This window comes from Bradyrhizobium sp. T-12 (assembly GCF_058314695.1).
In genome coordinates this window covers 2,037,148-2,059,601 of sequence record NZ_CM177756.1, presented here as the reverse complement: position 1 = coordinate 2,059,601, position 22,454 = coordinate 2,037,148, and the positions used below count along the sequence as shown (strand labels likewise).

20 protein-coding genes are annotated in these 22,454 nt (G+C 60.5%); 8 read left to right on the top strand and 12 right to left on the bottom strand.

Annotated elements, in window-relative coordinates; translation table 11 throughout:
• The first annotated feature begins 107 nt into the window (after nucleotides 1–107).
• Entirely contained in the window at nucleotides 108–1,304 is a 1,197-nt protein-coding gene (locus tag AC0WRY_RS09815) for an acetyl-CoA C-acyltransferase (RefSeq protein ID WP_491123005.1), read from the top strand.
• A 94-nt stretch (nucleotides 1,305–1,398) separates the two neighbouring features.
• Nucleotides 1,399–2,601, top strand: a complete 1,203-nt coding sequence (locus AC0WRY_RS09810) for a multidrug effflux MFS transporter (RefSeq protein WP_491123004.1) — start codon at nucleotides 1,399–1,401, stop codon at nucleotides 2,599–2,601.
• 119 nt (nucleotides 2,602–2,720) lie between these two features.
• On the opposite strand, the gene AC0WRY_RS09805 is transcribed toward AC0WRY_RS09810, so the two are convergent.
• The 7 genes from AC0WRY_RS09805 to AC0WRY_RS09775 all read right to left on the bottom strand — a co-directional run bounded on the left by AC0WRY_RS09805 (nucleotide 2,721) and on the right by AC0WRY_RS09775 (nucleotide 10,449).
• Complete coding sequence (locus AC0WRY_RS09805) at nucleotides 2,721–3,374, bottom strand: flavin reductase family protein (protein WP_491123003.1); 654 nt, start codon at nucleotides 3,372–3,374, stop codon at nucleotides 2,721–2,723.
• A 127-nt stretch (nucleotides 3,375–3,501) separates the two neighbouring features.
• Complete coding sequence (locus AC0WRY_RS09800; RefSeq protein WP_194406787.1) at nucleotides 3,502–4,515, bottom strand: NAD(P)H-dependent flavin oxidoreductase; 1,014 nt, start codon at nucleotides 4,513–4,515, stop codon at nucleotides 3,502–3,504.
• A gap of 22 nt (nucleotides 4,516–4,537) precedes the next feature.
• Nucleotides 4,538–5,725, bottom strand: coding sequence for an acetyl-CoA C-acyltransferase (locus AC0WRY_RS09795; protein WP_491123002.1), 1,188 nt, complete (start codon nucleotides 5,723–5,725; stop codon nucleotides 4,538–4,540).
• Between the two features lie 14 nt (nucleotides 5,726–5,739).
• The gene (locus tag AC0WRY_RS09790; RefSeq protein WP_491123001.1) at nucleotides 5,740–6,870 is read right to left on the bottom strand and encodes an acyl-CoA dehydrogenase family protein; all 1,131 of its coding nucleotides are present in this window, start codon (nucleotides 6,868–6,870) and stop codon (nucleotides 5,740–5,742) included.
• A gap of 23 nt (nucleotides 6,871–6,893) precedes the next feature.
• Nucleotides 6,894–8,075: an acyl-CoA dehydrogenase family protein gene (locus tag AC0WRY_RS09785; protein ID WP_491123000.1), complete on the bottom strand. Its 1,182-nt coding sequence runs from the start codon at nucleotides 8,073–8,075 to the stop codon at nucleotides 6,894–6,896.
• 13 nt (nucleotides 8,076–8,088) lie between these two features.
• A complete protein-coding gene (locus tag AC0WRY_RS09780) occupies nucleotides 8,089–8,826 on the bottom strand; it encodes an SDR family oxidoreductase (protein WP_211417971.1) in 738 nt (245 codons plus the stop codon).
• Between the two features lie 18 nt (nucleotides 8,827–8,844).
• Nucleotides 8,845–10,449, bottom strand: coding sequence for a class I adenylate-forming enzyme family protein (locus tag AC0WRY_RS09775; RefSeq protein WP_491122999.1), 1,605 nt, complete (start codon nucleotides 10,447–10,449; stop codon nucleotides 8,845–8,847).
• Nucleotides 10,450–10,682: 233 nt separating this feature from the next.
• Here AC0WRY_RS09775 and AC0WRY_RS09770 point away from each other — a divergent pair, with 233 nt between their 5' ends.
• Both AC0WRY_RS09770 and AC0WRY_RS09765 read left to right on the top strand, forming a co-directional pair.
• Nucleotides 10,683–11,426: an SDR family NAD(P)-dependent oxidoreductase gene (locus AC0WRY_RS09770; RefSeq protein WP_194406782.1), complete on the top strand. Its 744-nt coding sequence runs from the start codon at nucleotides 10,683–10,685 to the stop codon at nucleotides 11,424–11,426.
• Nucleotides 11,427–11,496: 70 nt separating this feature from the next.
• Nucleotides 11,497–12,105 carry a glutathione S-transferase family protein gene (locus tag AC0WRY_RS09765; protein WP_491123452.1) on the top strand — a complete coding sequence of 203 codons (609 nt, stop codon included), beginning with the start codon at nucleotides 11,497–11,499 and terminating at the stop codon, nucleotides 12,103–12,105.
• 26 nt (nucleotides 12,106–12,131) lie between these two features.
• On the opposite strand, the gene AC0WRY_RS09760 is transcribed toward AC0WRY_RS09765, so the two are convergent.
• The gene (locus AC0WRY_RS09760) at nucleotides 12,132–13,331 is read right to left on the bottom strand and encodes a CaiB/BaiF CoA transferase family protein (protein WP_194406781.1); all 1,200 of its coding nucleotides are present in this window, start codon (nucleotides 13,329–13,331) and stop codon (nucleotides 12,132–12,134) included.
• 96 nt (nucleotides 13,332–13,427) lie between these two features.
• Complete coding sequence (locus AC0WRY_RS09755) at nucleotides 13,428–14,060, bottom strand: 2-hydroxychromene-2-carboxylate isomerase (RefSeq protein ID WP_194406780.1); 633 nt, start codon at nucleotides 14,058–14,060, stop codon at nucleotides 13,428–13,430.
• A gap of 241 nt (nucleotides 14,061–14,301) precedes the next feature.
• Between AC0WRY_RS09755 and AC0WRY_RS09750 the strand changes: the two genes are divergently transcribed.
• Entirely contained in the window at nucleotides 14,302–14,817 is a 516-nt protein-coding gene (locus AC0WRY_RS09750; protein WP_194406779.1) for a winged helix-turn-helix transcriptional regulator, read from the top strand.
• Nucleotides 14,818–15,152: 335 nt separating this feature from the next.
• Here the strand turns inward: AC0WRY_RS09750 and AC0WRY_RS09745 are convergent, their stop codons facing one another.
• Nucleotides 15,153–15,476, bottom strand: coding sequence for a hypothetical protein (locus AC0WRY_RS09745; protein ID WP_491122998.1), 324 nt, complete (start codon nucleotides 15,474–15,476; stop codon nucleotides 15,153–15,155).
• Between the two features lie 153 nt (nucleotides 15,477–15,629).
• Between AC0WRY_RS09745 and AC0WRY_RS09740 the strand changes: the two genes are divergently transcribed.
• Nucleotides 15,630–17,318 carry a type IV secretory system conjugative DNA transfer family protein gene (locus tag AC0WRY_RS09740; protein ID WP_491122997.1) on the top strand — a complete coding sequence of 563 codons (1,689 nt, stop codon included), beginning with the start codon at nucleotides 15,630–15,632 and terminating at the stop codon, nucleotides 17,316–17,318.
• Nucleotides 17,319–17,324: 6 nt separating this feature from the next.
• On the opposite strand, the gene AC0WRY_RS09735 is transcribed toward AC0WRY_RS09740, so the two are convergent.
• Nucleotides 17,325–17,891, bottom strand: a complete 567-nt coding sequence (locus AC0WRY_RS09735; protein ID WP_491122996.1) for a hypothetical protein — start codon at nucleotides 17,889–17,891, stop codon at nucleotides 17,325–17,327.
• The gene (locus AC0WRY_RS09730; protein WP_491122995.1) at nucleotides 17,876–18,595 is read right to left on the bottom strand and encodes a P-loop NTPase family protein; all 720 of its coding nucleotides are present in this window, start codon (nucleotides 18,593–18,595) and stop codon (nucleotides 17,876–17,878) included. Before AC0WRY_RS09730 ends, AC0WRY_RS09735 begins: the two co-directional genes overlap by 16 nt.
• A 713-nt stretch (nucleotides 18,596–19,308) precedes the next feature.
• On the opposite strand from AC0WRY_RS09730, the gene AC0WRY_RS09725 reads away from it, so the two are divergent.
• Together AC0WRY_RS09725 and mobF are read left to right on the top strand one after the other, a co-directional pair.
• Nucleotides 19,309–19,575: a hypothetical protein gene (locus AC0WRY_RS09725; protein WP_491122994.1), complete on the top strand. Its 267-nt coding sequence runs from the start codon at nucleotides 19,309–19,311 to the stop codon at nucleotides 19,573–19,575.
• Nucleotides 19,572–22,439 (top strand): MobF family relaxase, encoded by a 2,868-nt coding sequence (gene mobF, locus AC0WRY_RS09720; RefSeq protein ID WP_491122993.1) that lies wholly within the window; start codon nucleotides 19,572–19,574, stop codon nucleotides 22,437–22,439. The genes AC0WRY_RS09725 and mobF overlap by 4 nt, the downstream gene beginning before the upstream one ends.
• The last annotated feature ends 15 nt before the right edge of the window (nucleotides 22,440–22,454 follow it).

Below are 22,454 nucleotides of genomic sequence, written 5' to 3'. Positions count from 1 at the left end.
CACCAGCGCCTCTGGACCGCTTTGAGAGCGGGCAATATTCCATTGCAATGTCGCCAGTGTTATATGACTATCGTCATATAACGAAGCGATCAATAGGAGAATTCGCCATGGCCGCCGCTTCCGATCCCGTCGTCATCCTCTCCGCAGCCCGTACGCCGCTCGGCCGCTTCATGGGCGAGCTCTCGCCGCTCAGTGCCCACAAGCTCGGCTCCCACGTGATTGGAGCAGCTCTGGAACGGGCCAAGCTGTCGCCAGAGCGGATCGACGAGGTGTTCATGGGCAACGTGTTGCCAGCCGGACAGGGCCAGGCGCCGGCACGCCAGGCCGCGCGCGGCGCCCAATTGCCGGATGCCACCGGCGCCACCACCATCAACAAGGTCTGTGGTTCCGGCATGAAGGCCACCATGCTGGCTCACGATATCATCAATGCGGGTTCCGCCGAGACCGTTCTGTCTGGCGGCATGGAGAGCATGAGCAATGCGCCGTATCTGCTGGCCAAGGCGCGCGGCGGCTATCGCGCCGGCCACGACCGCATCATCGACCACATGTTGATGGATGGACTGGAAGACGCCTACGAGACCGGACGCTCGATGGGCGATTTCGGCGAGGCCACGGCGGAGGCCTATCAATTCACCCGCAAGGATCAGGACGATTATGCAATCGAGACGTTGACGCGGGCCCGCAAGGCGGTTGAAGGCGGCGCCTTCAAGGCTGAGATCGCTCCGATCACATTGACTGAAAAGGCCGGGCCCCGGATCATCTCCAATGACGAGCATCCGCTCAAGGTCGATCCCGCCAAAATCCCGGGACTTAAGCCAGCGTTCCGCGCCAACGGCACCATCACGCCCGCCGCCTCATCCGCCAATGCTGACGGCGCTGCGGCGCTCATCTTGGCGAAGCGCTCGCTGGCCGATCGCGACGGCCTCCCAGTGCTCGCCGAGATCAAGGGCCATGCCACCCACAGCCAGGAGCCACAATGGTTCACCACGGCCCCGATCCCGGCTATTCGCAAGCTGCTGGACAAGGTCGGCTGGAGTGTTGGCGACGTAGATCTGTTCGAGATCAATGAGGCATTTGCCGTCGTGGCGATGGCGGCGCAGAAGGATCTCGGTATCCCCAGAGAAAAGCTGAACGTCAACGGCGGCGCCTGCGCGCTAGGTCATCCCATTGGCGCCACGGGCGCGCGGTTGATTGTGACGCTGCTGCACGCGCTTGAAGCGCGAAACCTCAAGCGCGGCGTCGCGTCGCTCTGCATTGGCGGCGGCGAAGCTACCGCCATCGCGATCGAGCGCGTCGTCCGCTGAGAACACGGCCGGTCGGACAAGAAAGAGCTCGGCGAGCGGCGCGGACCGCGTCACTCGTCGCTTAACGTACCTGTCCTAATTTCCGAAAGTTCCCATGGCCGACCTGATCAATCCCGTGCGCCGGGACGTTCCCGCGTCCAGCACCCTGCCGATCGCGGTCCTTTCCGTCCTGGCCGCGATGGGAACGCTCGCGACGAACATTCTGCTGCCGTCCTTACCGCAGATTGCGATCTCATTGAATGTCACGAGTGCGGCGGTCACGTCCGCCATCACCGTCTTTCTTGCCGTGTTCGGCTTGGGCCAGCTCCTGGTCGGACCGCTGTCGGATCGCTACGGAAGGCGTTGGCCGGTCCTGATCGGATTTGCCGTGTTCTTTGCCGGCAGCGTTTGGTGCGGTCTGGCGACCGACCTGCCCAATCTCCTGGCCGGCCGCGTTGTGCAGGCCACGGGTGCCTGCGCGACCTCCGTGCTGTCTCGCGCCATCGCCCGCGACATGTTCAGTGGCGCGGCACTGGCGCGCGCGATGGCGCTCATCATGATCGTGATGTCCGCAGCGCCCGGATTCTCGCCGCTGCTTGGCGGCGCCCTCGACTACGGCCTGGGCTGGCGCGCCGAATTCGCACTGGTCGGGATATTCGCCGCCGTCGGCGCCGTTGCCTACAGCATCGTTCTCGGCGAAACCCACCATTCGATCGGCACGCCGCTCAATCCAGCTGCCATCGGCAGGACCTATGCCGGCCTGATTGGCGACCGCCGCTTCGCTACCCCCGCGGCCGCGTCGAGCCTCACCATGGGCGGCTTATTCTCGATGTTTTCCGCTGCGCCACGTCTATTCATCGAAGCGTTGCACTTCACGCCGATCCAGCTAGGCCTCTTTTTCGCCGGCACCGTCTTCATCGTATTCGCCGCGGGTATGCTCGCAACAAGATTGGCGCCCCGCTACGGGCTCGATGGCCCGATCCGGGCAGGTTTGTGCGGGACGGCCGCCAGCAGCCTTGCAATCCTGCTCATCTCGATGATCAGCCCGACTTTCCTGCCGTTTCTGGGCGCGATGTGCGTTTTTCTTCTCGGCATGGGTGTTGTCAGTCCATTGGCCACTGCGCGGGCACTCTCTCCATTCGGCGAGAAGGCCGGCGCCGCCTCGGCGCTGCTCGGTTTCTTGCAGATGATGATCGCCGCGATCGGCGTATGGCTTGCTGCCACAGTGTCACATGAAGCAATGTTGGCGCTGGGCGTCGTGATGAGCGCGTTTTCCCTGCTGGCTCTTGGCCTTTACGCGCGGGGCCCGGGGTCTTGATGGGCATATGACTCCGCACAGGCTTTCCGTTCAGTTTCTCATCGGCTTTGCGAAGCCGTGCTCAGGCCTGTCGACACAATGCCTGGCTAGCCCGACAGTTGAGCCTGTTTCCGGCGCAATCAGGTGCCGTGGAATTCCGGTTTGCTGCTGCCAGCCGGGCGCTTCATCTCGAACATGTTTTCGGTCCTGACCTCGAGGTAATCTCCACCCCTGCCGGCACGCAGTATCGGGCGCGCAAGCGCCGTGTTGTAGACACCGTCCTCGATCAATGCCTTGTCGATGTAGACTGCGACGACCTCGCCAAGCACGAACCAGCCTTCGACCTTTTCACCGCGTGCGTTGGCCAGTTGAGAGACCTCGACCACCTTGCATTCCATGGCGGCCCTGCTCTCGCCCACCCGCGGCACGGCAACGTGGCGTCCGGGTATCGGCGTCAGTCCGGCTGTTTCGAACTCGCTCACGCCGTGATCGAGCGGCGTCGCTGTCACGTTCATGCGCTCGCCGAGATCCATGGTGACAAGATTCCAGACGAACTCACGGGTTTCGCTGACGTTCTTGACGGTGTCCTTCCACGAAATCGACGAGAATCCGATGATGGGAGGATCGTAGAGGAACGCGTTGAAGAAACTGTACGGCGCCAAGTTCAATTGACCGGCTGCGTTGCGCGACGAAATCCACCCAATCGGACGCGGCGCGATTATCGCATTGAACGGATTATGCCTGAGTCCGTGCCCTTTCGACGGCTCATAGTAGTGGAAGTCGGCCTGGTCCATAAGCTACCCCCGAGGCTGCCGAACGCCGTTGATCTGGCCTATCGAGCTTCATCAAAGATCGACGCACGCATGACCATGCGTGCGCATAGCCTCCGTCAGAACGTCGGGAAGCGGTAAGTCCTTCCGTCTACGCGATCGCCCGAGCCGCAGCCGGCCGCTGCCCGGTGCCGTCGAGGAAGCCAGTCAGGCGCTGCCGGATGAGTCTTTCGGCATCCGCCATGATGCGATCAATCAGCTCCTTCACCGTCGGAATGTCGTGAATGAGCCCGACGACCATGCCGCAGCTCCACGCGCCCGCATCCATGTCGCCGTCGATCATCACCTTGGGATAGACGCCCGCCACCTGCTCATGGATGTCCTCGATCTTGAGGCTCTTGCCCTTCTCGCGCTCGATCTCGAGCAGCTGCTCGACACCCTTGTTGTTCAGGACCCGCTCGGTGTTGCGTAGCGCGCGCATCACGAGCCTGGTGTCGAGTTCCGTCGCCGCGACCAGCGCCTTCTTGACGTTCTCGTGCACCGGCGCTTCCTTGGTGGCGATGAAGCGCGTGCCCATGTTCATGCCCGCAGCGCCCATCGCCAGTGCCGCAACCAGGCTGCGCGCGTCCGCCATGCCGCCGGAGGCAACGAACGGGATCTTCAGCTCCTCGGCCGCGCGCGGCAACAGAATCATGTTCGGCATGTCATCCTCGCCGGGATGGCCGCCGCACTCGAAGCCGTCGACGCTGACGGCATCGCAGCCGATCTGCTCGGCCTTCAGGGAGTGCCGGACGGAGGTGCATTTGTGGATCACCTTGATGCCGCCCGCCTTCAGGGCCGGCATGTACTGCTCGGGGCTGCGCCCGGCGGTTTCGACGATCCTGACACCGCCCTCCCTGATGGCCGCGATGTATTCCGGATAGGGCGGCGCGCTGAACGTCGGCAGGAACGTGAGGTTCACGCCGAACGGCTTGTCCGTCATATCCCGGCAGCGTGCGATCTCCTTGGCCAGCAGTTCCGGTGTTCTCTGCGTCAGGCCCGTGATCAAGCCGAGCCCGCCCGCGTTGGAGACGGCCGACGCCATTTCCGCGAAGCCGACATAGTGCATTCCGCCCTGGATGATCGGGTGCTCGATGCCGAACAGTTCAGTGATCGCTGTCTTCACGAATGATCTCCCGCGTTGCCGTTCAGTGGATGATTTCGAACAGTCCGGCCGCGCCCATGCCGCCACCAATGCACATCGTCACGACGCCGTACTTCGCCTTGCGCCGCCGGCCCTCGATCAGGAGATGGCCGGTGAGCCGCGACCCGGTCATGCCGTAGGGATGGCCGATCGCGATCGAGCCGCCGTTGACGTTGAGCTTGTCCGGATCGATCCCGAGCTTGTCGCGGCAGTAGATCACCTGCACCGCATAGGCCTCGTTCAACTCCCAGAGGTCGATGTCGTCGATCTTCAGGTTATGGCGCTTGAGCAGCCGCGGGATCGCGGCGACCGGGCCGACGCCCATCTCGTCGGGCTCGACGCCGGCGGCAACGAAGCCGCGGAAGATGCCGAGCGGCTTGAGGCCCTTCTTCGCCGCAATCTTGTCGCTCATGATCACGCAGGCCGAAGCGCCGTCCGAAAGTTGGCTGGCATTTCCCGCGCTGATGGTCTTGCCCTCGAACACCGGCTTGATCTTGGCGAGGCCCTCGGCGGTGGTCTCGGGACGCGGTCCCTCGTCCTTTGTGAGCGTCACCTGCTCGTAGGTGACTTCCTTGGTGTCCTTGTTGAACAGCGCCATCCTGGTCGTGAACGGCACGATCTCGTCGTTGAAGCGGCCGGCCTGTAACGCAGCGCCGACGCGGCGTTGGCACTCGAGGCTGTATTCGTCCTGCTTGTCGCGGCCGATCTTGTAGCGCTCGGCGACGACCTCGGCCGTATCGAGCATCGACATGTACATTTCGGGCTTCATCGCCATCAGCTCGTCGTCGACGGCGTGGAATTTGTTCATGTGGTCGTTCTGCACGAGGCTGATCGACTCGATGCCTCCGCCGATCGCGACCTCGACGCCGTCGAGCATCACCGAGCGTGCGGCCACCGCGATGGCCTGCAAGCCGGAGGCGCATTGCCGGTCGATGGTCGTGCCGGCGACCGTCACCGGCAGGCCGGCGCGCATCGCGCCCTTGCGCGCCACGTTCATCACCATGGTGCCCTGCTGCATGGCGCAGCCCATGACCACGTCTTCGACTTCGCCCGGGGCGATGCCGGCGCGCTTTACCGCTTCGGCCATCACGTGCCCGGCCATGGTCGGACCGTCCGTATTGTTGAGTGCGCCGCGGTAGGCCTTCCCGACGGCCGTCCTAGCGGTGGAAACGATGACTGCTTCAGTCGTCATGCTGGCCTCTCTGTTTACGCGGCCGCGTCCAGCTGCGCGTAACGCAGCACGTGGAACGCGGGGTCGCCGAACTGGATGTTGATGGAGGAGAGTCGCTTGAAATAGTGCCCGACGTTGAGCTCGTCAGTCATTCCCATGCCGCCGTGAAGCTGCACCGCCTGGTCGGCGACGAACTTGCCCGCATAGCCGATCTTCGACTTGGCACCGGAGGCGAGCCGCGACAGGCCGGCATCGCCGTCGCTGAGGCTGAGGCTCAGATGCTGCATCAGGGAGAGCGCCTCCTGATGGGCGATGAACATGTCGACCATGCGGTGCTGCAGCACCTGGAACGAGCCGATCGTGGTGCCGAACTGCTTGCGCGTCTTGGAATATTCCAGCGTCGCCGAGTTCAGCTCGCCGATGGCGCCGACGGCTTCCGCGCAGAGCGCGCCGATGGCGCGGTCGCGGCAGGTTTCCAGCGCGGCAACGCCCTCGCCTTCCACGCCCAGCAATTGGCCGCGGACATCGCGCAGGCTGACTTCGGCGGCCCGGCGGCCGTCGATGGTCTTGAAGCTCTGGAGATCGACGCCGGTCGCGCGCCGATCGACCACGAACAGGCTGACGCCGCTGCGTTCACGGTCATCGCCGGAGGTCCGGGCCGAGACGATCAGATAGTCCGCCCAAGGCGCTGCGATCACCGCGGTCTTTGCGCCTGCCAGGACGTAATCGCTCCCTTCGCGCCGCGCTCTCGTGGCGACATGGGCAAGATCGAAACGCGATGCCTTCTCCGTCCAGGCCAGCGTCCAGATCTTCGAGCCGTCGATGATGTCCGGGATGAAGCTTTGCTGCTGCTCCGGCGAGCCCGCATGCTCGATCAATCCGCCGGCCAGCACCACCGTCTCGACGAATGGCTCGACCACGAGGTGACGGCCGAACTCATGCATGACGATCATGGTCGACAACGGACCGCCGCCGAGACCGCCGGCGCCCTCGGAGAACGGCGCAGCGAGAAGGCCTAGCTCGGCAAAAGCCGCCCACTGCTTCCGGCTGAAGCCTTCCTCGCTCGCCACGCTCTTGCGCCGCGCCTCGAAGTCGTACTGGTCGCGCAGCAGCCGCTGGACGCTGGACCGCAGCAATTCCTGCTCTTCCGTGAACTGAATATCCATCCGATCCTCCCGATCCGCCGCGGCTAGAGCCCGAGCACGGCTTTGGCGATGATGTTGCGCTGGATCTCGTTGGATCCGCCGTAGATGCTGAGCTTGCGCGCGTTCAGATATTTCTCCGACGCGGTATGGCCGTAGGCGGGACCGGGCATGAAGCGATTGGCGCTGACCGGATGCTCGCGGATGGCAAGACCGTAATTGCCGATCGCGCGATGGGTGAGTTCGGTGATGGCCTGGAAGATTTCGGTGCCGCGGATCTTGAAAAGCGAGGCGGCCGGGCCAGGATCTATGCCGCGCGCCAGCTGGGCGACGACGCGCAGCTCGGTCGCCTCCAGCGCCAGCACGTCGAGCTCGACGCGGGCAATGTCCCGCAGAAATTCGAGATGCGCGGGATCCTCGGCCGGTATTTCGGCCTTCACGATCTGTTTCAGCTTGTTGATGTAGCGGGTGGACCGGCCGATGCCGGCCATGCTGGTGCGCTCGTTGCCGAGCAGGAACTTGGCGTAGGTCCAGCCCTTGTTCTCCTCACCGATCAGGTTCTCGGCGGGCACGCGGACGTTCTCGAGGAAGACGTCGTTGACCTCGTGGCTGCCATCGATCGTGATGATCGGCCGCACGGTGACACCGGGCGACTTCATGTCGATCAGCAGGAAGGAGATGCCGGATTGCGGCTTCGCGCTCGGATCGGTCCGCACGAGGCAGAAGATCCAGTCGGCATGCTGCGCCAGCGTGGTCCAGGTCTTGTGACCGTTGACGATGTAGTGGTCGCCGTCACGCACCGCCTTGGTTCTGACGGTTGCGAGGTCGGAGCCCGAGCCCGGCTCCGAATAACCCTGGCACCACCAATCCTCGCCGGACAGGATCCGCGGCAGAAATTTCTTCTTCTGCGCCTCGTTGCCGAACGTGTAGATCACCGGCCCGACCATGGTGACGCTGAAGGCGAGCGGCGGCAGCGTGCCAGCGCGAGAGGTCTCCTGCTCGAAGATGAAGCGCTGGGTGACGGACCAGCCCGGGCCGCCATATTCCTTGGGCCAGAGCGGGGCGATCCAACCCTTGTTGTGGAGGATCCGGTGCCACAGCAGCGACTGCTCCTTGGTCAGGTCGGTCTCCGGATTGGGAACGCGCATTTCCGGCGGATAGTTCTCCGCAATGAAACTGCGCACCTCGTCACGAAACTCGGCGTCCTCGGGCGAAAGCTTGAGCTCCATCGCAGCAGGCCCGCTACCACTTCTCGCCGAAGGGACGGATCTCCAGCTCGAACGTCCATGCGCTTCTCGGCTGCTGGTAGAGCTGCCAATAGGAAGTTGCGACGGAGGACGGAGGCATCAAGGCGTCCGGATCATCCAGCGCAGTGGGCCCCAGAGCCTCCAGCCGGCGTTGCCGAACCCACTCGGTATCCACGCCGGAATCGATGATGAGATGCGCGACGTGAATGTTCTTCGGGCCAAGCTCGCGGGCCATGGCTTGCGCGACCGCACGAAGGCCAAACTTGGCGCTTGCGAAAGCAGCATAGCCGCTGCCGCCTCGGAGCGAGGCGGTCGCCCCGGTAAAGAAGATGTTGCCACCCCCGCGCGGAAGCATGAGGCGGGCCGCCTCGCGACCGGCCAGAAAGCCGGAATAGCAGGCCATTTCCCAGACCTTGCGGAAAACGCGTTCTGTGGTTTCCAGAATGGGGAAATTGACGTTCGCCCCGATATTGAAGATGCAGACTTCCAGAGGCGCGTGCTTGTCCGCATCGTTGAGAAAGGAGATGATCTCGTCTTCCTTGCGGGCGTCGAGCGAACGGGCGTGAATCTCTCCGCCGGCAGCCTCGATATCCTTGACGAGCGGAGCCAGCTTGTCGCCGTTACGACGGCCGGCGAAGACCGTGAAGCCTTCTGCGGCGAACTTTTTGGCGATCTCGCCGCCGATGAAGTCTCCGGCGCCGATGACGGCCACGGTTGCGTTTCTCTTTTGCAAGATGTCCTCCCGGTAAAGTTAGTTATGTTGCCTGCGGAATTCGGGCGTCTGCACCGCGGGGGTTGCGCCACCTCCGCGCAAGGACTCCGCGAGCTTGTGCTTGAGTATCTTGCCGGTCGAGGTCGCCGGCAAGGCATCGAGTATGACGATTTCGGACGGCCGCTTGTAAGAAGTCAGCTGAGATCGGACGAAATGCATCAGGGTCTCTGGTGTCGTGCGCGATCCTGGCAGCAATTGCACAAAGGCCACGATCTCCTCATTGCCGTCCGCGGCACGACCGACCACAGCGGATTGCACGACGTCCTCGTGTGAGCTGAGGACTGCTTCGACCTCCGCGGGATAGACGTTGAAACCGGAACGAATGATCATTTCCTTGGTGCGGCCGGCGATGTACAGACAATCGCCATCGAAACGTGCGAGATCGCCGGTATTGAACCAGCCCTCGCTGTCAATCACCTTCGCGGTGAGCTCGGGGGCACGATAGTATCCCAGCATCACGTTGCGCCCGCGAACATGCAGCTCGCCGACTTCACCGGATACAGTCGGAAATCCTTCGATGGTTCGCACCCGCGCTTCCACACCAGGCAGCAGCGTGCCGACAGCCTGATCCGAGCGTGGCCTATCGAAACGTACGCCTGATATTCCCGGCGAGCATTCGGTGATCCCGTAGCCGTTGAGCAACGGAAGCCCGAACTCTCTTTCCACGCGCAACTTCAGGTTCAAATCCAGCGGCGCGCCGGCGACGGCAATCAAGCGCAACGAGCCTCGGGACAGTTGTTCCACGCCTGATACGCTCTTGTACTCCAGCAGGCGCTGATAGGTGGCAGGCACGCCATTGAGGATGGTGACGCCCTCCTCCGCGATGGCCTTTGCGGTCGCCGCAGGATCGTATTTGCTGACCATCCGCACCGTGCCGCCGACCATCAGCGTCATGATCAGGAGCGAGATGCCGACGATATGCGAGATCGGCAACACAAGATAGATTTTGTCGTCCTCGTTCATCCTGCGGAAGTACGCAGTGGTCTTTGCGCTGATCAGAAGGTTGTGATGCGAGAGCATCACGCCCTTGGGAGTCCCCGTTGTCCCTGACGTGTAGATCAAAACCGCGACTTGCTTTGCTGGATCAGCCTCCACCGGCTCGACTGTCGCGCTTTCGTTGAGCGGGCCAACGCCAATTTCCGGCAGCGCGCCAATTCGCCGATTCTCGGCGTCGTAGCGAGAGGCGTGAGCTGCGGCCTCTTTCGAAATACCCGACGTGAACAACATCCGCCGGGCGCCGCTGTGATCGCGGATCTGATCCAGTTCGCGCGCCGACAGGCGCGGGTTGGCGACGATTGCCCAGGCGTCGAGCCGGCTCGCCGCCAGCAGCAAAGCAGCAAGCGCAATACAGTTTTCGCTGACAATGATCATCCGATCGCCGGCCCTGATCCCCAGCGATGAAAGCACGGTGGCGATCTGGCTAACGCGCTGCTCCAGGTCTCGATAGCTCCAGGAAGCCCCGTCCTCGACCAGCGCAATCCGGTCGGGCGCTCTGGCAAGCGGCCCTGCCGTTACTTCATGGATTCGGCCCGGCAAGCCGACAGCAATCTCGTCGCCACTGATCGTCTCTGAAAGCTCCAGCACGACTGACCTCCCGACCGACCATGCCGACTTTGCAATGCGGCACACTTGGTTTCGACTTATAGTTCTTTTTTAGAACTTGTCAATCGATAAATCATCGTCGGACTTTTCCCGGAGGCGAATGGACAATCCATGTCTGATTACGGTTTTGCGTGACTGATAAAACCGCCGTTTACAATGCACCATCGGACAGCTAGTCTACAGTATCAAATAAGAACTTAATGGGAGAATCGAGGATGGCGGCGAGCCGCGGTGTAGCGATACTTGTTGGCGCAGGCGATGCCATTGGCGCGGCGGTCGCCCGGCGTTTTGCCCGAGGCGGCTATACGGTTTGCATCTGCAGGCGCGATGCCTCCAAATCGCAGGAACTGGTGGCCGAGTTGAGGGCTGCGGGGCATGACGTTCACGCATTCAGCGTGGATGCGCGCCAGGAAGCAGACGTCCAAGGCATTTTCGCGCGGGTCGAGAAGGAGCACGGGCCCGTCGAGGTTTGCCTCTACAATGCCGGCTCGAACGTCAACAAGCCTCTGCTCGACACGACGGAGAAGTTGTTCTTCAAAGCCTGGGAACTCGCCTGCTATGGTGGATTCCTGGTTGGACGTGAGGCTGCCCGCGTGATGCTGTCGCGCGGACGCGGCACCATCTTCTTTACCGGTGCGACGGCAAGCGTGCGTGGCGGCTCGGGGTTTGCAGCATTTTCATCAGCTAAGTTCGGACTTCGAGCAGTGGCCCAGGCGATGGCGCGCGAGCTTGGACCGAAGAACATTCACGTCGTGCATCTCCTGATCGACGCTGGCGTGGATAGCGAGGCGATTCACCAACGCATGAAGGCAGCGAAGGGGATCGAAGCAAGCGATATTCCGCCGGATAGCCTGACCAAGACGTCTTCCATTGCCGAAGCCTATTGGTTCACCCACCAGCAAAGCAAAGATGGCTGGACCCACGAGCTCGATCTCCGTCCGTCCGTGGAGAAATGGTAATATGGATGCGGCATCAAACCTGACCCTGTGGGGCGTTGGAACGAGTCGCACCATTCGTCCGCATTGGGCCATGCACGAACTGGGCTTAGCCTACAAGACAAAGCCCATTGGCCCGCGAACCGGTGAAACCAAGACCGCAGAATATTCGAAGCTCAATCCGCGCCAGAAGATCCCGCTGCTTCAGGATGGCGACTTCTGCATCGGCGAGAGCGCAGCGATCGTTGCCTACCTGTCGCGCATGTATTCCACGCCGGAACGATCGCTGATTCCGGAAGCCCCGCGCGAGTATGCCGCGTGGCTGGAATGGTGCTTCTTTATCGTCGCGGAGCTGGATTCCACCAGCCTTTACGTGATGCGCCGCCATCGGGCCGACGCGCTCGGACCGATCTACGGCATTGCACCCGAGGTCGTTGCCCAGGCCGGCGAGTATTTCCGCCAGCAGTTGCGCCATGTCGAAGTCGCGCTCGCAGATGGCCGGCAATTCCTGATGGGCGACCGGTTTACGAGCGCAGACATCCTGCTCACGACCTGCCTGGAGTGGGCCATCGCCTATGGCGTCGGCATTTGCGACAACGCTCAGCCCTATCTCGAACGCATCAGGAAACGGGAAGCCTTTCAGCGAGCCGTTGCGGCGAATGTTCCGATGGCACCGATCACGCCGGCGCCGGCGAAGGTCTAGAATACCGTCGCCAACGGGCTTCGCGGTTAGACCGCGACGCGCAGGCTGCGCTCGGCGACCATCTTGTCGATGGCGCCGTCGTCGTAGCCCAGCTCGTGCAACACGTCGCGGGAGTGCTCACCCACCCGGGGAGCAGGCCCACCGATCGCGGCCTCGTTGATCGCAAAACGCGCCGCCGGCTTAGGTTGCCGCACCCGCCCCACTTTCGGCTGATCGAACTCCGCAATGATGTCGCGCGCGACCACCTGTTCATTGTGGATGATCTCGCTCCGCCGCAGGATCGGCGAACAGGGGACATCGGCGGCATCCAGACGCTCCAGCCATTCTGCGGTGGTGTGCTGGCTGATATATTCGGCCATCTTGTTGATGCGTGCCGTGGCGTTGACCGAGCGCGCCGATGGCGTCGCAAACCGGGGATCCTTGGCAAGCTCGGCGTCGCCGGTGGCGCGGCAGAAACCCTGCCATTCGGAATCGGAAATTGTACCGGCGGTGATGTAGCCGTCGCTGGTCTTGAACACGAGATCGGGGCGATCGTTGGGATCGGCAGCAGCGGCCTCGGCACCCACCACCGTGTATTGCATCATGCCTTCGGGCCACAAATACGAGATCATCGCATCCAGCATGGCGACCTGGATGTGATCACCCTGCCCTGTCTTCTCGCGAGCGTAGAGGGCTGCTGCGACCGCCTGGGCGGTGAACACGGCGGTGGTCTTGTCGCAGACGATAGTCCGGATCATCTGCGGACGGTTCGTGACCGGCTGCGACTGGATATCGGCAAAGCCCGAGAGGCCCTGAATGATCGGGTCGTAAACACGCTTCTTCACATAGGGTCCGGTGTCGCCGACACCGCTGATCGAGACATAGATCAGGCGCGGATGGCGCTGGCGCAACTCCTCGACGCCGAGACCGAGGCGCTCCATGGTGCCGGGCCGGAAATTCTGCACCAGCACGTCCGCCTTCGCGACCAATTTGGCCAGAACCTCACGGCCGGCCGCGCTTTTGACGTCAATCGACAGCGAGCGCTTGCCACGGTTTGACGAGATGAATAGCGCGGAGAACTCGCCTTCCTTATCAATCGTGGCACGGCTGCGCCGGGTAATGTCGCCGCCGATCGGTTCGATTTTCAGGACGTCCGCGCCCTGATCCGCCAGGAACATGGTCGCGAACGGGCCCGACACCACGCCGGTCAGATCGAGGACACGGACGCCGTTGAGTGGACCGGGCATGACATTCTCCCTGAATTGGTTTTGTTATGACGCCGACTGAATTTTCGTCCACGCAGACGCCGGACATCTGCCGGCTCTGCAGGCTCAGGTTCTGCCCTAGGCCGTCTTCGAAACGGGCTGGCCGATCTGCTCGACGATCGACTCTTCGACATCGCGGAGTTGGTCCTTGCCGAAGAACATTTCCTTTCCAACGAAGAAGGTCGGCGAGCCGAATGCGCCGCGATTGACCGCCTCGGTGGTCCGATCGATCAGCCCCTTCTTGACGTCGTCCTGCTGTGCACGCGCAAGCAACCGGTCGATATCGACGCCTGAGGAGATGAACGCTGTTCGGAAGATTTCGAGGTCATCCATCTTCTTCGGCTCCTCCCACATGTGGTGGTAGGCCGCGCGGAAATACGGCTCGAACACGCCTTCGAGCTGCGCCGCGACGGCGCCGCGCATCAACATCAGCGTATTCACCGGAAAGAACGGATTGGGACGAAACTTCGTCGCGTTATGGCGGCGAATGAAGCGCTGGGTCTCCAGAGCCTGGTATTCCGGCTTGTTCTTGATGCCACGAAGGGAATCGAACGGGGACATGTTGCCGGTCGCCTTGAAGATGCCGCCGAGCAGGATCGGGACATATTCGAATTTCACGCCGGTGCGCCGTTCGATTCCCGGAAGCGCCAGTTCCGCGAGGTAAGCATTCGGACTGCCGAAATCGAACAGGAATTCAACTTTGAGGGACATGTCAGCTCCTCCCGCAGAGCGCGATGTTGGTCGGATTTGGTGATCTTCCAGGCCGAACGCAGGCTGTCACTCATTTCTATAGTTCTAAAATTGAACTGTCAAATCTGCTCTGAAATCACGAGGTTTCGGACGAGCGGCGGGGGTATTGTATCCGCTTTAGTACCTATCTAGAATGGTGTGAGCGGCGCTGCCGCTTCCCCCTGATTCGAGCGGAACAGGCGCCGGCCGACCGGAGAGCAGAATGAAATGGGATGAACTTGAGGAAGAGCCGTGTTCGATGGCTCGTACCATCGGTGTGATTGGTGACCGCTGGACTCTCCTGATTCTCCGCGAATGCTTTCTGCGCACGCGCCGCTTCGAGGGTTTTCAGTCGGCGCTTGGAATCACACGGCACTTGCTCGCCGAGCGGTTGAAGAAGCTGGTCCGGCAGGGCGTCCTGCGCCGCATTCCCTATCAGGAATCGCCCAAGCGCCACGAGTATATCCTGACGCAAAAGGGCCTCGACCTCTATCCGATCATGATGGCGCTCGTGCATTGGGGCGACACCCACATGGTCGACGAACGCGGACGTCCCCTGCTGCATGAGCACCGCAAGTGCGGAAAGATGTTCGACCCCGTGATGGTGTGCTCGGAATGCGGCGAGCCGCTTTCAGCCAAGGAAGTTCATGTCCACCCTGGTCCCGGCGCGCGCCCGGCGCCTGAGCGGGTCTTGCTCGACAAAAAAGCAAAGCCGAAGCCCCGCAGGAAAGCGGCGTAACGGCGACGAGCCGCGTCCCCCGCAACGGCCGCAGCGTCACGGCGACAAACTCTGCGCCATCGGCTGGGTGAACTACAGCTTGATGCAGGACATCGCTTGGTTCGATTCTGGACCGGGCATTAGAAGCTCAGTTTCCAAACGCGCCGAACAATTTGGCAGGAATGGAGCTGCTTACCCAACGAACTCAACAGCTTGTATGCTGGCTGGGGCGGGAGGGTACTCACCCCCCGACCCAACCCGCTGAAACGACTGAAATCGTTAAGGTTTTTCCAGCAGCACGTCTTTGTGTATCACCTCTGTGAAGCACGGCACAAGAGCTGATCGTATCGGCAGATTCAACGGCGTGCTGATCGGCGTTGGAGCCAATCCTGAACAAGCTGATCAATTTGTCCAAGAGCCGCTTGGAGCTTCGGAAGAAGCTCATCGCACTCGTCGGGGGTTCTTCCTAGTTGGACAGGGCCGAGTGCACGAACATTCCATACCTCACGAAGGAAATCGTCTGCGAATTGCAGACGTCTGGAATCGTCTTCGTCCGGAGAAAGTCCTCGCTCAGCGGGGGCGAGCGCCTTAATCCTTCGCAAAAGAAGAATGCGGGCGTTCTCCAACGCAATCGCCATAGCTTCTTGTTTGTTAAACTCTTCCGGGGTGAGGACTGACATTTCTTCCTAATACTCCACGTCACTGAGCGACATAGAGCACGCTCTTACTAATAACGATGGCTTGCGTTACTTAAAAAGCGCTTCAGTTCTTCGCCCTATCGTAAGAATTCTTCTGGTTTGTAGCGATCAGTCAACGAGAAGCGTCTTACTGATATGAATCTGACTTATCCAAAAATATTGCTCACACTCACCATTGTTTGTTTTGCGCTCACGATCGGCTATCCCATCGCCTTTGTTGCGCAGCATGGTTGGCTTGCAGTGAGCTGGCCGCCAGAACTCGCTGGCGTTTCGCCTGCCGCCTGGGCACTTCATTTTTTCGATCGCTTTATCAACTTTCCGATGATCTTCGGCACATATCTGGACATGGCGCGGGGTCAGTTGCCCGCGTTCGCTGGTGGCGGGGTTGTCCAGTTCTATGCCATCTGGGGCGTGACAGCCTTCATTGCCTCGCTTCTTCTGCTCAGCGGCAAGCTTGCCTCGCTCCGCGACCACTCAGGAGTCTATGGCGATGCCAGGTGGGCGTCGGACAGAACTGTCAGTAAAATGAATAAGGGGTTAGAGGTCGGAATCGACCCCATCACCGGCAAAGCCGTACGGATCCAGGTGGAGGGAAATCTTCTCACCATCGCGCCACCTCGAACGGGGAAGACGGGCGGCTTCATTATTCCAAACCTAACATGTCCGGAACCTGACGCTTGGGCAGGGCCAGCGGTTGTGATTGATCCAAAAGGCGATGCTTACCGAGCCGTGAAGCGCCGCCGCGAATCAATGGGACGGATTGTGCGCTGTATTGATCCTCTCAATCTCGCCGGCGGCGCGGACCGATGGAACCCCCTTCTGCTCGTAGATCCATCAAACATCCTCTATCTTCAAAGTATGGCCCTGTCTCTTTTGCCTCCTGCTAAGGAGGCAAGTGACAACAATTATTTCCAAAGCCGAGCAAGCGATCTGATCGTTGCTGCAATTTTGGCAACGCTGCGGAATGGAAAGGCCGATCCGGTCGGAGCCGCCCTGCTTCTCATGAACCCCGACGACATGCTGAAGGCGGTCCGCACCGCAACGGATCACTCATCACAGGCTGCGGCCGCAATACTTGAGATGGATCCGAAATCCCGCGACAGTATCACGTCGACCGCACAGCAATCCACGCAGTGGTTACGCGACAGCCGTATGCAAGCTGTCGTTCAAGCGCATACATTCGAATTGGCGGACCTTGCAGCCGGCAATGTCGACCTCTTCATCGTACTACCAGCCGGGGAGGAAAAAAAGATTCTTGCGCCTTATGTTCGTTGGCTGCTCGCCGATCTATTTGTGTCTGTGCGTAAAAATCGACCGAGTGAACGGATCATCGCGTTCATCGACGAGGCCTTTGTTCTCGGCCGGTTTGACGCCATTTTAAACGGCGTAGGAGAATTGCCAGGTTACGGATTGTCAATTTGGACGTTTTGGCAGTCTCGATCGCAGCTCGTCGACACATACGGCGTCAACGGCGCCGATACCATGATTGCCACCGCAGAAATGCTCAATGTCTTTAATCTTCCAGCATCTCTGCCAAACGAGAACGAATATTGGTCGAACGCGATTGGCACGTACACGGGAATCAAAGTCACAACGACGCCGGACTCCCGGACGGGCAAGCCGGTTCAGACGAAAACGACTGAAGCATTGCGGCTTGTGCCCCCCTCTAATCTTCCCAAATTGCTACAAAAGAATCAGATTGTGTTGTTGAACAGCCTGTCGCACACCCCGGACCGGGTAAAGCTAAAGCGCACGGTTGCTCATGACGACCGGCGCTTTGCATCGCTCGTCGATTTTCAGCCGCCCGTCGGCAAGAGCGGCTGATCGCCTCTATCGATTATTTGCAACGTTGACTTTGGCGGTCGCGTACCCTTCTTGCGCATACCACTTCCGGACGACATAAGATCCATCGTGGCGCTTCAATAGCACAAGACTTTCGCCGGCTGGCACTGTGCGCCTGAGAATTCCGCCGTTTGGCATTCGCCAGTCCACGGTCATTGGACTTGAGGTGACGATAAGCTGGCCCGTGTTGCTCCATGCCGCGTAGAAAACGTATCCTACTGGTACGACAAGAGCCGCGACGTAGAGCCCTCTCAGAAGGTATGAGACGGATAGCATCCGGCGACGAAGTAGAGCCGCAGGCCGCCAGCCTAGAGCCTGCCACTTCGGTCGGGGGCCGTCGATCAAAATCGACTTCCGAAGTTCGTTTTTTTCGTTTGGAAGCAGATCAACATCATCAAACGCGTTGAGCCGATGCGCCTTCGACTGCTTCAATAGTTCTGCCAACCGGCGTTTGCTTACTAATTCGAGCTGCCGCTCAACATCTCCTACTCGTTTGGCGGCAGACTTGTATTTTTTGCTCAGTGCTTGATTGTTGGCGCTCATCCAATCAGCCATTCTGCGGCAGGCCTCACGGCCTCCATGGCCTCTTTCCGAAATCGTTCAAGATCCTTCTGAATGCGTAAGGCAGGGCCAAGTCCATGTTTTGCACGCAGCTTCGCCGGATCGAGTTGCACGATGCTGGCCAAGCCTCCGTCCTGCAGAATCTCGTCGGCGCCTTTTTCAAGCACCTGCTGATCGAAAGATGTGACTTTCGTGCCGACACTGCCTTTTCTCATCCATTCTGCGTCAACGGCTTCATGCAATCGATTTTCGATCAGGAACTGAGCCTTCGCCCAAGGCTTTGTTGATGTCAGGATCGATGAAGCGGCAGCCATGGCGGCGTGTTCAGTTGTAACGATCGCACAGACGCCGAATTCGACTCCATGGGTGGACAAGACGGGCGCGATCTCAGAAATGACGCTCAGGAATGTAAGAGACGTGTTCGCTCCGACATCGACGATCGTAGGAATTGTTGCAGCTTCTAGAGCGGCCAGCACACCGTCAAATTCCGCGCGAGACGCCTTGCCGCCCGTCTTCTCGATAGCGGCGCGGTCAGCTCGCATCTTGAAGAATGTGACACGGTCGCCAAGCTCGATCATACGGGGGCTTGAATCGATTTCAATAACAGGCGCGCCGTCGATCGCTTCAGCCAAGGCTCGCGCGAAAACGGTTTTGCCGACTCCGCCCTTTTCTTGCGTGACGAGTAGAATCCGCGGCATCCTTTATTCCTTCTTCAGTAACGATTGGATCTTGTCGAAAGCGGATCGACGCAATTCCTCTTCGGTGGACTGCGTGCGAGGTTCCGTGCCGACCGGAGGACCTATAAGGTCCGGCGACAGCCTGAGCCTGAGTTGCCGTTCCGCCGGCTCCTGGACGGAGTCGCGCCGGACCCGCTCCCTCCGGGTGGCTTTTTTTCGCTCCTGGCTTTCCAGCTGGCTGACGATTGCCGTAAGGCGCTTTGTCGTCAGAGGGATCCGGTCCTTACCCTGAACGACACCCTGCCCGGCCAGCGCTTGAGCAATCACAGGCCATGAGACCCCCTCTTTTCGGAGGTCATAAATGATGGGGAGAGCGGCTCTGATGGCCGAGGTGGTCCCGGTCGTCTCCTTGCCCACTCTCGTCGGCGGATGGGCCTTCTGGAGACGTCGGGCGTCTTCTCGCAGCTTCTTGGGGTCAAGGGGCATGGCAGGCCACATATAGGCTGCCGGCGCAGGGCCTAGCGAGGACTAGTCGGACTAGTGGATACCAGTCAGTTTACCAGCTACTGACCATTTATTTTAATTTGCACACCACACGCACTAAAGTTGCTTCCGGCTAACCACGAACGAAATCCGTGGGAGGCGAGCCTTGATGCGCGGGCCGTCGCGTGCGACGGCCAAAGCGTCGGCGGCACCGCCCACGCCATTTCCGACGGCGCATCTGGAGAGATCGCATGAGCTCCTACACGGTCCAGATTGACAACAAGCTCGCTGAGCGGCTTGAGCAGGCTGCCCGTGCCGCAAAGATTCCCTCGGCTGACCTGATTGTCGAGTGCATTGTTCAGCATCTGGATATCACGATTCGACACCTTGCCCTTGTCGAACGGCTGGAAGCCGTGGATCAGGGGCTGCTGGAATTAGCAAGCTTCGTCGGCGAGGCAACTGCCGGGAGCAACGTTGACGTCTCCAGCTTGTGCCGGTACGCGCCTCCGAAGGTATGACCGCATCCCTTCACGCGCTGGGTGGCGGTCGCGACGCCGGGCTTTATTATGTCAACGACCCCAATCGCGAGGCAAGGCCCGCAAGCCGCGACGAATACTACGTCCGTGATGGAGGCGGCACCTGGTGGTCGACCGGCGAAACCATTGTCCGAACCGGTGCCGAGATCGATAAAGAAACATTCCGGGATCTATGCGGGGGAATTGATCCTAGCACGGGAAGACCGCTCGTACGTGGTTCGGGATCAGGCCACCGGGCGGGATGGGACGTAACATTTTCGGCTCCGAAATCTCTGTCCATACTGTGGATGGCCGGAGACCAAAATCAGCGTACCATGCTGCAAGAATTGCATCGTGCAGCGGTGCAGGACGCTCTCAGATTTTTGGTGGAAGAACGGCTCGTGGAAGTTAGATTGGGCCCGGGCGGATATGTTCGCCAAGCGCCTGCAGATGTCATCGTCGGCCGCTTCGACCACTTTACCTCGCGCGAGGGCGATCCGAATCTCCATACGCACGCCGTTCTCATGAACGTTGCCGGCTGTCACGATCAGAATAAATCCGGCAATCGGAATAAGCACCGCACACTTGAACCGGAGAAGTTATTCGAGAACCAGCTCGTCGTAGGCGGGGCGTTCAGGGCATCGCTGGCGAAGCGTCTTGCGGAACTCGGCCTCTCGTTGCGCCCGGCCGGCCGCCAACAATTCGAGATCGCCGGCATTCCGGACGATATGATCGAGACATTTTCGAAGCGATCCCACCAGATCGAAGAGCGCATCGGGCGGCACGCCAGCGGTGCTCAGAAGGAACTTGCCGCGCTGGCAACGCGCGGTTCAAAAGATGAGGTCCCTGTCGGCGATGTTCTGGAGCAGCGCTGGAAAGGAGAACTCGCCGCAATAGACATCGATCCGTGGAAGGCGGCTCGCGACTTCGTGCCAGCTCGTGAGTTAGAAGTGGTCGCCGAGCGTGATTTTGATCCTCCGGAAATTGAAGGGACAGGTCCGGTTGCGGTTGCCGCCTCAAAGATCTTTGGGCATCAAAGCGTGATCGGCCGCAAGGAGCTCCTGCATGGCGCCCTCGTCGAGGCAAGCTTCCTCGCTGTCGGCATAGATCAGGTCTGGGCAGAACTACAGTCATATGAGGAGCGTGGGATTCTTCAACGGCTCGCGGGTGGCGAGAGGGCGGAATGCTGGACGACGCCCTCCATCGCAGCCGCTGAAGCGCGCCTGCTACGAGCAGCCGATCGCTCCGAGGAGCATGATTGGTTTCGAGCGGACGCGCTTGAAGCAGCGCTCGCCAATGCGCCTCACCTATCTGGTGAACAGGCACAGGCCATAAGAGTTGCAGCCAATCGCGATGGAGTGACCATCTGCGAAGCACCTGCCGGCACCGGAAAGACGGTTCTAACCCGCGCGCTGGTAGAAGCTGCGCATCGCTCCGGGCTCAAGGTGCTAGGACTGACGCCTACTTGGATTGCGGCGGACGAACTCTCGAAATCATGTGGTATTGACGCGCTGGCAATTGCTAAATGGCGATACGACTACGTCCGCGAACGAAGCTCCCCGATTGATGCCGCGACTCTGATCGTTATTGACGAGATCGGAGTGGCCGGCGTGCGTGAGCTCGAATCCGTGTTGACGGTGGCGTGCGAGGCGCGTGCGAAGGTCGTATGTTTCGGAGATCGCCGGCAGCTTCAATCGGTACAAGGTGGCAGCGCGCTGCGAGCGGTCGCCGATGTGGTCGCGCGTAGCGCAGTTCTTTCGCAAGTGCGCAGGCAAGAAGTATCATGGCAGCGGGCGGCTTCGATGGTAATGGCGAAGGGCGATCCGGAAGCCGGCCTGCGTACATACAATAAGAATGATAGATTGGAACTCGTCTCAGGTGAAGCAGAGGCGCAGGCCCGCGCAATCCAGGTGTGGAATGAGTATCGCGCGACGCATGGCGATGATGTTCTGATCATTACCCGGCGAAATTCCGACGCGGCAATTCTCAATAAGGCGGCCCGCGTCGTGTTGCGTGCTGACGGCCTCCTTCGGGGCCCGAATCTTTCGCTCCCTGCCGTTGGCCGGGACAAGAAGATTGGTCTAATCGAGATTGCCCAAGGCGATCGCATTCGGTTCGGCGAGAACCTACCCCAATTTCGCGTTCGGAATGGCACGCGCGGGACGATCGAGCGCATTGGACTTGATCATGATCAATTAAAGATGGCCATTCGCCTCGAGGATGGCCGGTTGATCGAGGAGCCGTGGACATCGTTGGTCCGGGAGCAAACAGGGCGCGTGGCCGGCCCGCCTCGCATTTCGTCGGCCTATGCAGGAACCGCCTATTCGGTCCAGGGGCGAACGTCGGCCGCGGCCGTGGTCTACATTGCGAAACCGACCGATGCACGAGAGGTCTACGTCGGTCTCACCAGGCACAGAATCGATGCTCGCGTCGTCGTCGAACGCGATCGCCTTGAGGCAGCCGTCCAGCGACGCCAAATCGATCTGCGTAACGCCCCCTCACATACTGCAATCTGTGAACGGCTGTTCTCGGAAGCAAGATCGTACGCGGAAAAGGCCAACGTCGCCGACTATGTCGACGACCGAATTGATTTCATGAGCCGCGGCCAAATCAAGCTACGGCGCGATGCAAGGTCGCTTAATCTCGGCGTCGTTGCGCGGGCTGCACAACGGACATTGGAGGCTGCCCGGGAAATATCAGAGCACCGGTCCCTAATCCTCCCAAATTGGCGACTGGTTGAAAGTATGCGCCATATGCGGCGACAGGTTTCGCAACGCGTTGCTGAAGTTGTTCGAGCAATCAGCGATCGCATAGAGCTCCGAACCAAAGCGCATGTGGTTGCCCAAGATAGGGACACTAGCCGCTAAGTCGATCTGAATCAT

Excerpts from the sequence above, each read along its gene's own strand:
- AC0WRY_RS09790 (WP_491123001.1), bottom strand. The coding sequence starts at position 6,870 with ATGGATATTCAGTTCACGGAAGAGCAGGAATTGCTGCGGTCCAGCGTC.
- AC0WRY_RS09795 (WP_491123002.1), bottom strand. The coding sequence starts at position 5,725 with ATGACGACTGAAGCAGTCATCGTTTCCACCGCTAGGACGGCCGTCGGG.
- mobF (WP_491122993.1), top strand. The coding sequence starts at position 19,572 with ATGACCGCATCCCTTCACGCGCTGGGTGGCGGTCGCGACGCCGGGCTT.
- AC0WRY_RS09725 (WP_491122994.1), top strand. The coding sequence starts at position 19,309 with ATGAGCTCCTACACGGTCCAGATTGACAACAAGCTCGCTGAGCGGCTT.
- AC0WRY_RS09745 (WP_491122998.1), bottom strand. The coding sequence starts at position 15,476 with ATGTCAGTCCTCACCCCGGAAGAGTTTAACAAACAAGAAGCTATGGCG.
- AC0WRY_RS09755 (WP_194406780.1), bottom strand. The coding sequence starts at position 14,060 with ATGTCCCTCAAAGTTGAATTCCTGTTCGATTTCGGCAGTCCGAATGCT.
- AC0WRY_RS09740 (WP_491122997.1), top strand. The coding sequence starts at position 15,630 with ATGAATCTGACTTATCCAAAAATATTGCTCACACTCACCATTGTTTGT.
- AC0WRY_RS09760 (WP_194406781.1), bottom strand. The coding sequence starts at position 13,331 with ATGCCCGGTCCACTCAACGGCGTCCGTGTCCTCGATCTGACCGGCGTG.
- AC0WRY_RS09785 (WP_491123000.1), bottom strand. The coding sequence starts at position 8,075 with ATGGAGCTCAAGCTTTCGCCCGAGGACGCCGAGTTTCGTGACGAGGTG.
- AC0WRY_RS09810 (WP_491123004.1), top strand. The coding sequence starts at position 1,399 with ATGGCCGACCTGATCAATCCCGTGCGCCGGGACGTTCCCGCGTCCAGC.
- AC0WRY_RS09765 (WP_491123452.1), top strand. The coding sequence starts at position 11,497 with ATGCACGAACTGGGCTTAGCCTACAAGACAAAGCCCATTGGCCCGCGA.
- AC0WRY_RS09750 (WP_194406779.1), top strand. The coding sequence starts at position 14,302 with ATGAAATGGGATGAACTTGAGGAAGAGCCGTGTTCGATGGCTCGTACC.
- AC0WRY_RS09805 (WP_491123003.1), bottom strand. The coding sequence starts at position 3,374 with ATGGACCAGGCCGACTTCCACTACTATGAGCCGTCGAAAGGGCACGGA.
- AC0WRY_RS09730 (WP_491122995.1), bottom strand. The coding sequence starts at position 18,595 with ATGCCGCGGATTCTACTCGTCACGCAAGAAAAGGGCGGAGTCGGCAAA.
- AC0WRY_RS09735 (WP_491122996.1), bottom strand. The coding sequence starts at position 17,891 with ATGGCTGATTGGATGAGCGCCAACAATCAAGCACTGAGCAAAAAATAC.
- AC0WRY_RS09815 (WP_491123005.1), top strand. The coding sequence starts at position 108 with ATGGCCGCCGCTTCCGATCCCGTCGTCATCCTCTCCGCAGCCCGTACG.
- AC0WRY_RS09770 (WP_194406782.1), top strand. The coding sequence starts at position 10,683 with ATGGCGGCGAGCCGCGGTGTAGCGATACTTGTTGGCGCAGGCGATGCC.